Here is a 9,954-nt window from a genome sequence, read left to right as displayed (position 1 = left end):
AGACGATTCACGCCAGCCCCGAGCCAGCAGCTTCGCTGTGAGCCTGCCTACCTACCTTTAGCAACGAAGCACCACCAAAACACCGGCCCCACCCCAGTCATAACACTGGGGCGGGGCCGGTTTTCTGCGTGAGGATTAGCCTTCCCTTAGGCCAGGGCGGCTACTTCCTGCACCAGGGGAGCGATCTGCTCTTCGCTGGAGTAATCCACTGTCTTTTGGGTGAAACTGTCGAGCATCTGCTGGTTGGCCTCAGATTTCTTGGGCAGGGCAGCAATGGCTGAGCGGATGCCCACCATCACGGTCTTGTGCTTGAAAGAAAGCCGGGTATGGTCCAGTCCGCCGCGCAGGTGGTAGGTGCCCAGGGCGTCCTGAACCAGGCTCTCACCCAGGTTCTTGGCTAGCAGGGCATCGAGCTTTTGCTGGCTTGCTCCCGCTAGACCGCTAAAGGAGACAGTGAAGAGGGCGTAGGGCTTGGACCGTAGCTCCTGCTCGTACTTTTTCAGCTCCTGGGCGCCGGTGAGGAAGCCGCCGTAGTCGCTCAGGCCTGCTACGAGCACGTCCGCATCTGCTACGGCGCGTTCGGTCAGAGCATCCAGGGGAAGTAACTGCACGGCGTACTGCCCTTCAAGCTGCTGCTCAGCCCAGCGGGCGTACTGCTCGGTATAGCCGTACTGGCTCCCGTAGGTAATGAGGAGAGATTTCATGACTAGGAGGCTGCGATGTCGGTCAGGTAGGTCTCAACCTCGGCGATCAGGGGCTTAGTCCAGTCGCGGTTGGTGTGGTCAGCGCCCCCGTTTTCGAAGGCTTCGATCAGCTGCTTGTCGTACTCATTCTGCTTGGGCTTGAGCTTGTAGGCGGTCTTAACGCCGGTCAGGGCGGTCTTGTGGAGCTTGGACATTTCGTCCATCTTGAGGCCCCCGCGGAAGTGGAAGGCGGGGCGGTCACCGGCGACGTCTGCCTTGTAGCTCTTCAGGACGCGCTCGTCCAGGTAGGAGCGGGGGTAAACCTCGGTGCCGTTGAAGGAGACGGTGTAGAAGACGCGGTTGGGTACCTTGAGCATGGCTTCGCGGCGCTTGCGCAGGGTGGGGGCGCCGGTGAGGAAGCCACCCAGGTAGCTGGCACCGACGATGAGAACGTCGGCTGCTTCGATCATCTCGTCGGTTGCTTCGGCAACGGGGGAGAGGGTCACCTGGGGTGCGGACGCGTGGGCGCGCAGGTCTTCGGCAATCCAGTGGGCGTAGCGTTCGGTGTGGCCGTAGGTTGAACCGAAGAGGATCAGGACGTTGGGGGTAGGCATGGGCACTCTTTCGTTTGTTTGCGGGCCGGTGGCTTACCGGGGCTTCTGCATACAGAATACCGCGCTACCGGTGTGTGGTCTCAAAGCTGACAAGCTAGATGACATATTTTGTTTGTTTATGACTGTTTATGTGTGTTTTGGTGGGGTTTGTGTCGAATATTTACACAAAAAGTGCCCAATGCCTCCACCAAAACCTCACGAAACAACGTATAATGAGGTGTGGACATGTTGGTTTCATGCTGACTATCTGTGAATATGTTGGTTGTTGATTCCCTATCGACAGAAACCACACCAAAGGTTCTCAGACCCCTACAAACCTAAGGTTGATTGATGAGACGCGCAAAGATTGTTTGTACTATTGGCCCCGCAATTTCTGCACCCGAGAAGATTGCAGCGGCTATCGAAGCGGGCATGAACGTCGCCCGCCTGAACATGAGCCACGGTGACCACGAGGTTCACACTAACTCATACGCAACCATCCGCGAGCAGGCCGAAAAGCTTGGTCACAACGTCGCGATTCTCGCCGACCTTCAGGGCCCCAAGATTCGCCTCGAAACTTTCAAGAACGGCGCTGAGGTTCTCGAACCCGGCGACACCTTCAAGATCACCATCGAAGATGTTGAAGGCACCAAGGAAATCTGCGGCACCACCTTCAAGGGTCTGCCCGGTGACGTCAAGCCCGGCGATACCCTGCTGATTGACGATGGCAAGATCCGTCTCGAAGCTATCGAGGTTGACGAGACCACCGTGACCACCCGCGTCATCGTCGGCGGCCCCATCTCCAACAACAAGGGCATCAACCTGCCCGGCGTTGCTGTCTCCATCCCCGCACTCACCGAGAAGGACGAGCGCGACCTGCGCTTCGCCCTGAACCTGGGCGTGGACATCATCGCTCTCTCCTTCGTCCGCTCCGGCGACGACATCCAGCGTGTTCACGAAATCATGGAAGAAGAAGGCCGTAAGATCGCCGTCATCGCCAAGATTGAAAAGCCCCAGGCAGTTGAAAACCTGCAGGATATCGTCGACAGGTTTGACGGCATCATGGTTGCCCGTGGCGACCTGGGTGTGGAGTTCCCCCTCGAAGAGGTTCCCCTGGTACAGAAGCGCGCCATCGAACTGGCCCGCCGCTGGGCAAAGCCCGTTATCGTGGCAACCCAGGTGCTGGAAACCATGATCCAGAACCCCACTCCCACCCGTGCAGAGGCATCTGACTGCGCTAACGCTATCCTCGACGGTGCCGACGCTGTCATGCTCTCCGGTGAAACCTCAGTGGGTAAGTACCCCATCATCACCATCCAGACCATGGCTCGCATCATCAAGTCCACCGAAGAGCGCGGCCTCTTCCGCGTTCCCGAACTGGGCACCTCACCTAAGACCCGCGGTGGCGCTATCACCCGCGCAGCGGTCAACATCGCTGACCAGCTGGATGTTAAGTACATCGCCACCTTCACCCAGTCTGGCGACACCGCCCGCCGTCTGGCCCGTCTGCGTCCGGCCAAGCCTGTGCTTGCCCTGACCCCCGAGCCCTCTGTGCGTGCCTTCCTCTCCCTGCTATGGGGCGTTGAGGCAGCGGTTTCACCCACCGCTAAGGACACCGACGAGATGACCGCCGTGGTCGACCGCTACATGCTGGCTAACGGTCTGGCTCAGGCTAACGACATGATTGTCATGGCTGCCGGTTCACCTCCCGGTGTCGCAGGCTCCACCAACACCGTCAAGGTTCACCGCGTTGGTGACCTTGATGACGCCGGTGCTGTGCTCCCCGAGGCTCGCGAGCAGGTCGGCCCCTACACTGACTAAGGGTTAGTCCGCTCTTAGGAGCTGATATGAAGGCCCCGCCGCTTCATTGCGATGAAGTGGCGGGGCCTTCGTCTAGGTAAAATGGTTGACATGACAAATACTTTACTCACTCGCTCCACCGTTATTGACGCCCCCGTTGATCAGGTTCGCGCCCTGATCGAGGACCTACACGCCTGGGAGAGCTGGTCACCCTGGCAGGAGCTTGACCCCGCTATGCAGCAGACCTACTCCGGTGCCGAACGCGGCGTTGGCGCAAAGATGGCCTGGGCCGGCAATAAGAAAGCCGGCGAAGGCCGCATGACCGTGGTGACCGTGCAGGACGACCTGGTTGAGGTTGATATCGAATTCATCAAGCCCTGGGCGGCCAAGAACCGCAGCCACTTTAAGCTACAGCAGGTTGGCGAGGGCACCGCGGTGTCGTGGTCGATGAGCGGTGAGCAGAACCTGATGATGAAGGTGATGTTCAAGGTCTTTAATATGCAGAAGCGTATTGGCACGGACTTTGAGCGCGGCCTGGCCCGCCTCAAGGCGGTAGCAGAGCGTTAGGACGCCGGCAGCGCCCGGTTGCCTGCGGGAAAGTTCTTCGTCATATAGGGGTCATAGCTACCTATTTTGGTTGAAGAATGAACTTTAACCTGACTGACAGGCGTAGACTTGTTATTGGTGATTCAGGACCGGAGATTTGGTTTTGAATCGAACCGCCGTAGGAACCACAAGATCAAAGCCTGGCTTCGGTCTTGTATCCTCACCAGCCCGCCCGCCCTTCGGGGTGGGCGGGTTTTTTCAGTGTAGATTATTTCGCTTGATGAGCGGCGCGAGCTGGCCTAAAAATGAAATGGGGTTCAAAAAGGGGTTCACGCCGTTTTTGAGAGGGCAAAGAAAAGCCCCCGACCTGGAATGTTTTACCAGGTCAGGGGCTTATTTTGTGCCCAAGGTGGGACTCGAACCCACACTCCGAAGAACCGCATTTTGAGTGCGGCGCGTCTGCCAATTCCGCCACTTGGGCAAGTGCGAAAGCTCTTCTACAATACACGTTTCTGCCCGCTAAAAGCCAATCGGCCCTCACCCTGGAAGAAAGAACCCGCCCCCGACTAAGATAGGAATCGAAGAGGGTACGCACCGTCACCCGTTGCATGCACGCCCACAAGGTTGTGCGCGTGCGAAAATAGATAGCGAACCTCAACTAAACGCTGAAACGACCTAAGGAGCAGGGTATGTCAGAGCAGACCACCCAGGAGCCCGAGAACCACGATCAGCAGCCCGCACGCACCGTCGTCGTCGCTGAAGACGAGGCGCTGATTCGCCTCGACATCGTCGAAATCCTCAAAGACCAGGGCTTCAACGTCATCGCCGAAACCGACAACGGCAAAAAAGCTGTAGAACTGGCTGAGGAGCACCGCCCCGACCTGGTGCTCATGGACGTCAACATGCCCATCATGGACGGCATCGAAGCAGCCGGCCAAATCAGCGAGAAGCAGCTGGCGCCGGTCGTCCTACTCACCGCTTTCAGCCAGAAAGAACTGGTAGATCGCGCCACCGAAGCTGGCGCCATGGCCTACGTGGTTAAGCCCTTCACCCCCAACGACCTGATTCCCGCCATCGAGGTGGCAATTAGCCGCTACGAGCAGATTCGTGCACTTCAGGACGAAGTCACCAGCATCAAGGAACAGTTCGAGACTCGCAAGCTGGTTGACCGCGCTAAGTCCCTGCTGATGACCAAGATGGGCCTGAGCGAGCCCGAGGCCTTCCGCTGGATTCAGAAGACCTCCATGGATCGCCGCCTCTCCATGCGCGAGGTCGCCGAAACCATCGTCAAGCAGGTTCAGTAGGGCAGCACCCCTAGCCTGTAACAAAGCCCGCCCCAGCGTATTGCTGGAGCGGGCTTTGCTGTATCAAAAGAAGGGGGCGGACGCCTGCCGGTGGGGTAGGCGTCCACCCCTGCTTCGTGGTGCTAGAGGGCGTCCTTGTGGTCGCTCTTAGTTCCAATTCCCCAGAGGGTGATGGCGGCACTGATAGTCACAGCGGCCCACCAGAGGCCGCCCTGGCTCAGGGCCGTCACCGTGAAGATGAGGGTCAGTACCAGGAAGATATTGCCGATGAGTTTGCGGCGTGCGGTCATGGTGGGCCTTTCGTGAACTGGAGGTTAGTGGGCTGCTGCCAGGCTGCCGTCGCGCTCGTCGGTCTCGGGCAGGTCGTCCTCGTCCGCACCGAAGGCCTTAGCCACGCGCTCGGTGAGTGAGGCGATAGCGGCGTCACCGGTGACGTTGGTGGCGGTGCCGAAGGAGTCCTGGGCCAGGTAGAGAGCGATCATCAGGGCAATCATGGACTCATCGAAGCCCAGCATGGACTGGAGCAGGCCGATAGCGGTCATTACGGCGCCGCCGGGCACGCCGGGGGCTGCAACCATCATGAGGCCCAGAACCAGAACCACGGGAATCATGGCGGTGAAGCTGAGGGAGCCGCTGGTCATGTACACCACGGCAACCGCGCAGGAGGTAATGGTGATCATGGAGCCTGAGAGGTGAATGGTAGCGCAGAGGGGGATTGCGAAGTCCACGATCTTGCCCTTGATACCCACGTTCTTAGCGGACGCCACGGTCACGGGGATAGTGGCGGCTGAGGACTGGGTGCCGATCGCGGTGAAGTAGGCGGGCAGCATGCCGCGCAGCATGGTGATGGGGTTGCGCTTGGAGACAGCGCCGGCAACGGTGTACTGGATAGCCAGCATGACCCAGTGCAGGATGATAACCATGATGAAGACCTTGCCGAAGACCGCAAGAATCTGACCGACCTGACCTGCCATGGTCATGTTGGCGAAGACGCCGACGATGTGGACGGGCAGCAGGGGGATGATGACGTAGCCCAGGAGCTTTTCGATGATGGTCTGGAAGTCCTGGAAGAGGTTCAGCATGTTCTTGCTGTTCAGGGCGGTGATGCCCAGGCCCATGATGAAGGCCAGAATCAGGGCGCTCATGACCGACATGATGGGGTCAAGGGTGAATTCCAGGTAGCCGGCTGAGAGGGCTTCTTCGGGGTTTTCGAAGGCGGTGAGCTGCTGGCCCTTGAGGATGATGGGGTAGATGAAGTGGGCCACGGTCACGGCAAGGAAGCCCGCTGCAATGGAGGAGGTATAGGCCAAGCCAACGGTGGTGCCGAGCAGTTTGCCTGCGCCCTTGGCCAGTGAGCCGATACCGGGCACGATAAAGCCGATGATAATCAGCGGAATCGCGAAGCTCAGGAAGGCGCTAAAGACGGTGGAGAAGGAGACAAAGAGCTGGACGACGAAGTCGGTGGGAACGGCTGTTCCCAGGGCGTCGTTGATGCCGGAGATAAGGCCGGGGGTGAAGGCACCGATGAGGATACCGCCGAGGATTGCGACGATAATCCACACGAGCAGAGGAATCTTCTTCATGGGGTTCCTTGGTGTTGTGTGGTCTTGTGTGCGTTTGCACGGACTGTGTCAGTTTATCAGGACGCCGCCAGAGGCGCCCTGAGTTAAGGGGCGGACGCCGGGGTTAGAGTAAATCGCTAGGGCAGGTTAATGATGTTGTTGGTGATGCGGGCGGTAGCGATGAGTTTGCCCGCATCGTCGGTGATATCAATGGCGTGGACGCAGACGGTGCGGCCCAGCTTGATCGCCCGGCAGGTCGCGGTGACGGTTCCGGAACGAACCGAGCGCAGATGGGTGATGTTCAAATCAACGCCCACAGCAGCCTTCTTCTGCTCTGCCACCGAAAGAAAGGCAGAGATAGACCCCAGGGTTTCTGCCAGGGCGGCAGAGGCACCGCCGTGAAGCAGGCCCACCGGCTGGGTGTTGCCCTCCACCGGCATGGTAGCGACGGTCAGTTCGGGGGAGGCTTCGAGAATAGTGATACCCAGCTTCTGCGCCAGGGCCCCTACCCCTAGCCGTTCAAGGATCTGCTGGTAGCGGGCGTCCTGCTCCTGGGTCTCGGTCATGGGTGCTCCTTAGAAAATAGGGGGAGATTGTCTGCCTTCAATCGTAGGGCAGGGGCAGACGGTAGGATGGTAGGCGTGATGACTAGACCTGAAACTTCTGCACCTGCACCCGGTAAGCTCATGCTCATTGACGGGCATTCCCTGGCTTTCCGTTCTTTCTACGGCACCCCGGTGGATGTCTTTGTGAATGCTGAGGGCCAGCACACCAATGCGGTCCATGGCTTCCTCTCAACCCTGATTTCTCTGATTAAAAATGAGCAGCCCAGCCACATTATTGTGGCCTTTGACCTCTCTGGCGGAACCTTCCGCACCGAGGAATACGGTGAGTATAAGGGTGGGCGTAATGAAACCCCACAGGAGTTCTTTGGTCAGATTGAGCTGATTCAGAAGGCCCTGGCGGCCCTGAACATTCCTTCGGTGACCCTGCCGCGCTATGAGGCTGACGATATTGTCGCTACCTACACCCGTCAGGGGCGGGAGGCTGGCTTTGAGGTGCAGATTGTGTCGGGTGACCGCGATGCCTTCCAGCTGGTGACCGATACCGTTACTGTGCTGTACCCGGTCACGACCGGCCCTACCAAGGGTATCCGCTACATGACCCCGGCTGCCGTCGAGGAAAAGTATAAGGTTGCACCTCACCTTTATCCTGATCTTGCTGCCCTCACCGGCGAGCAGGCGGACAACCTGCCGGGCGTGCCCGGTGTGGGCCCTGGCTTTGCTGCCAAGTGGATTAACGAATACGGTGATCTCAAGGGTGTGCTGGACAATGCTGAGAAGATTAAGGGTAAGAAGGGGGAGGCCCTGCGCGAGCATATCGACGACGTGCTGCGCAATCGCCGCCTCAACCGCCTGGTGGACGACCTTGACCTGCCGGTAACCCTCGATGATGCCAAGGGCTACGGCCCTAACGCTGAGGAGCTTGAAGAGCTCTTTGACTACCTGGAGTTCAATTCTATTCGCAAGCGCGTCGCTGAGCTCTTTGAGGGCATGCAGCAAGCTACACCTGCGGTTGAGATTGATATTGAAACGGTTGAGACCATCACCAGCGCGGACGACCTCACCGCCTTTCTGGCAGCTGCCACCGAAGCGCTCGCGGCGGTTGAACGGTCGGCCGAAGTACCTGAACGCCTGGCGCAGGCCATCACCCTCTGGCCTGTGGTTGATGAGCAGGCCGGTGAAAAGGGGCTGGCCCACGGCCAGGCCCTGCACGGCCTCATGCTGGTTGCCGGTGCCCGCGCAGCCTACCTTGATTTTGAGAAGCAGGCGGACGGCGTCCGCGCGGCTCTGCGCGACTGGCTGGGGGACGCGTCCGCCCCCAAAATTACCTTCGATGTTAAGCAGAACTTTAAGTCGCTAGCCGCCTACGACCTGCCCCTAGCGGGCGTCATTGAAGACCCGGTGCTCTCTTCCTACGTCTGTGGCTTCATCCCCACCGCCCGTCGCCGCGGTCACCGCGAGATGCTCGAAGACCTCACCCGCGACTACCTGGGGCAGACCTACCCGGCCGCTCCCGAACAGGAAGACCAGGGGGAGCTTTTCTCGCTCGAACCTGCCGTCGATACCGACTATCAGGCCCTTGCTGCCCGCCACGTACAAGAACTGGCCTACGCCCTACACCTTGACCTGGTTGCCAAAAACCAGCTCGGCCTCTACGAAGAAATTGAGCTGCCGGCTGCGTCCGCCCTGGCCCGCATGGAAATCGCCGGTGTAGCAATCGACGCCAGCGCCATCTCAGAACTCAAGGGCTACTACGGCGAACACGTCACCTGCGCCACCGAAGCGGCCTACGAGATTCTGGGTCATGAGGTCAACCTTTCGTCCCCCAAGCAGCTGCAGGGCGTCCTCTTTGACGAGCTAGGCCTACCGACCACCCGCAAACTCAAGAGCGGCTACTCCACCGACGCCGACTCGCTTGCGGGAATCCTCGGTCAGGTAGACCCCGAGAGCCAGGGGGCCTCCTTCCTGGGTGAGCTGCAAACCTACCGCGACTACACCAAGCTCAAGCAGACCGTTGAGGGACTGGGTAAGGCAACCGCCGCAGACGGCCGCATCCACACCACCTACCAGCAGAACGTCGCGGCTACCGGTCGCCTCTCGTCAACCGACCCCAACCTGCAGAACATACCGATTCGCACCGAAGAAGGCCGCAAGATCCGCGACGCTTTTGTCGTGGCCCCCGAACCGGTTGACAGCACCGACTACACCACCCTGCTGACTGCTGACTACTCCCAGATTGAAATGCGTATCATGGTGCACCTGTCGGACGACGAAGACCTCATCGCCGCTTACCAGGCGGGGGAGGACCTGCACCGCTTCGTCGGTTCAGAGGTGTTCGGGGTAGCGCCAGAAGACGTGACCCCCGAGATGCGCTCTAAGGTCAAGGCCATGAGCTACGGCCTTGCCTACGGCCTCTCACCCTTCGGCCTGTCAAAGCAACTGGGGATCAGCGTGGACGAAGCGACCAGCCTGCGCACCAACTACTTCCAGCGCTTCGGTAAGGTCGGCAGGTTCCTGCGCTCCATCGTGCGCGAGGCCCACAAGACCGGCTACACCGAGACCATGTTTGGCCGCCGCCGCGCCCTGCCCGACCTGGCCTCGTCCAACCGTCAGCGACGCGAAGCCGCCGAACGCGCAGCCCTCAACTCGCCCATTCAGGGCACGGCCGCCGACATCATTAAAATCGCCATGATCAACATCGACGAGCGCCTTCGCCGCGAAAACCTCGCCAGCCGCATGCTCCTGCAGGTGCACGACGAACTGATCCTCGAAGTTGCCGCGGGTGAAGAAAAGCTCGCCGAGGCAATCCTGGTTGAAGAAATGAGCGGGGCTGCCTCCCTGCGCGTCCCCCTGGACGTCCAGGTTGGCTGGGGCCGCTCCTGGCACGAGGCAGGGCACTAGCG

9 protein-coding genes and 1 tRNA gene are annotated in these 9,954 nt (G+C 59.7%); 4 read left to right on the top strand and 6 right to left on the bottom strand.

Annotation, left to right across the window (positions count from 1 at the left end; all coding sequences use genetic code 11):
* Window positions 1–146: 146 nt before the first annotated feature.
* Together ACEE43_RS03735 and ACEE43_RS03730 are read right to left on the bottom strand one after the other, a co-directional pair.
* Complete coding sequence (locus tag ACEE43_RS03735) at window positions 147–704, bottom strand: flavodoxin domain-containing protein (RefSeq protein ID WP_449106948.1); 558 nt, start codon at window positions 702–704, stop codon at window positions 147–149.
* 2 nt (window positions 705–706) lie between these two features.
* Window positions 707–1,297: a flavodoxin domain-containing protein gene (locus ACEE43_RS03730; protein ID WP_237198859.1), complete on the bottom strand. Its 591-nt coding sequence runs from the start codon at window positions 1,295–1,297 to the stop codon at window positions 707–709.
* Between the two features lie 330 nt (window positions 1,298–1,627).
* On the opposite strand from ACEE43_RS03730, the gene pyk reads away from it, so the two are divergent.
* Both pyk and ACEE43_RS03720 read left to right on the top strand, forming a co-directional pair.
* Window positions 1,628–3,097, top strand: coding sequence for a pyruvate kinase (gene pyk, locus ACEE43_RS03725; protein WP_237204869.1), 1,470 nt, complete (start codon window positions 1,628–1,630; stop codon window positions 3,095–3,097).
* A 90-nt stretch (window positions 3,098–3,187) separates the two neighbouring features.
* Window positions 3,188–3,643, top strand: coding sequence for an SRPBCC family protein (locus ACEE43_RS03720; protein WP_449106947.1), 456 nt, complete (start codon window positions 3,188–3,190; stop codon window positions 3,641–3,643).
* Window positions 3,644–4,023: 380 nt separating this feature from the next.
* Here the strand turns inward: ACEE43_RS03720 and ACEE43_RS03715 are convergent.
* Window positions 4,024–4,103 (bottom strand) — tRNA-Leu (locus ACEE43_RS03715).
* A gap of 208 nt (window positions 4,104–4,311) precedes the next feature.
* On the opposite strand from ACEE43_RS03715, the gene ACEE43_RS03710 reads away from it, so the two are divergent.
* Window positions 4,312–4,926: an ANTAR domain-containing response regulator gene (locus ACEE43_RS03710; protein ID WP_185173006.1), complete on the top strand. Its 615-nt coding sequence runs from the start codon at window positions 4,312–4,314 to the stop codon at window positions 4,924–4,926.
* Between the two features lie 122 nt (window positions 4,927–5,048).
* On the opposite strand, the gene ACEE43_RS03705 is transcribed toward ACEE43_RS03710, so the two are convergent.
* From ACEE43_RS03705 to ACEE43_RS03695, 3 genes are all read right to left on the bottom strand, one after another.
* A complete protein-coding gene (locus ACEE43_RS03705; protein ID WP_185173005.1) occupies window positions 5,049–5,216 on the bottom strand; it encodes a hypothetical protein in 168 nt (55 codons plus the stop codon).
* A gap of 24 nt (window positions 5,217–5,240) precedes the next feature.
* The gene (locus tag ACEE43_RS03700) at window positions 5,241–6,509 is read right to left on the bottom strand and encodes a dicarboxylate/amino acid:cation symporter (RefSeq protein WP_449106946.1); all 1,269 of its coding nucleotides are present in this window, start codon (window positions 6,507–6,509) and stop codon (window positions 5,241–5,243) included.
* Window positions 6,510–6,625: 116 nt separating this feature from the next.
* Entirely contained in the window at window positions 6,626–7,054 is a 429-nt protein-coding gene (locus tag ACEE43_RS03695; RefSeq protein WP_449106945.1) for a PaaI family thioesterase, read from the bottom strand.
* 78 nt (window positions 7,055–7,132) lie between these two features.
* Between ACEE43_RS03695 and polA the strand changes: the two genes are divergently transcribed.
* A complete protein-coding gene (gene polA / locus ACEE43_RS03690; protein ID WP_449106944.1) occupies window positions 7,133–9,952 on the top strand; it encodes a DNA polymerase I in 2,820 nt (939 codons plus the stop codon).
* Window positions 9,953–9,954: the final 2 nt, after the last annotated feature.

The sequence above is a fragment of the Rothia sp. 11254D007BW genome (assembly GCF_053548195.1).
The sequence above is the reverse complement of the archived record's forward strand: the minus strand, read 5'-3'. Positions and strand labels throughout refer to the sequence as shown.